Annotated in this window: 2 pseudogenes; both read left to right on the forward strand. The window is 61.2% G+C overall.

From position 1 onward, the window contains the following. Positions 1–300: pseudogene (locus AC1DWF_RS37825) on the forward strand (hypothetical protein); the annotation flags it as partial. 36 nt (positions 301–336) lie between these two features. Continuing rightward, positions 337–546: pseudogene (locus AC1DWF_RS37830) on the forward strand (dTDP-4-amino-4,6-dideoxygalactose transaminase); the annotation flags it as partial.

The raw sequence follows: 546 nt of genomic DNA on the forward strand, positions 1-546 counted from the left end.
GCGGGGGGCGAGGAATTCGCCCTCTCTCGGCCCAGCGTGCTGCGCGACGCGGCCGGCTGGCACATGTGGTATTGCCGCCGCTATGCTGAATATTGCCTGGGCTACGCCCATTCGCACGACGGGATGAACTGGACTCGTGCCGACGCGATGGTGACCTTCCTGGAGAAGGATCCTTGCTGGGAGGAGGGTGTACGCACCTATCCGGCTGTGTTCGACCATGGCGACCGGCGCTATATGCTCTACAACGGGTCCGGCTATGGCCGTACGGGCTTTGGACTTGCGCTTCTCGAAGAAGACTGAACTGGACGGGCACGCATGGGATATTATGGAACGGACATGGCACAAAAATTAAGTCTCTCTGAGCAGATCTCGTTCAACTGGCCGACGTTGATCGGTTTCGAGTTCGCCTATCTCCAAGAAGCGCTGAATCGAGGCCGCCTTTCGGGCAATGGGGAGTTTTCCCGCCGCTGCCACGCGCTGCTCCAGGCCGGCACCGGCGCGCACAAGGCACTGCTAACGCATTCGGCGACCGCGGCACTGGAGATG

This window comes from Aminobacter sp. P4_D5, from assembly GCF_056401815.1.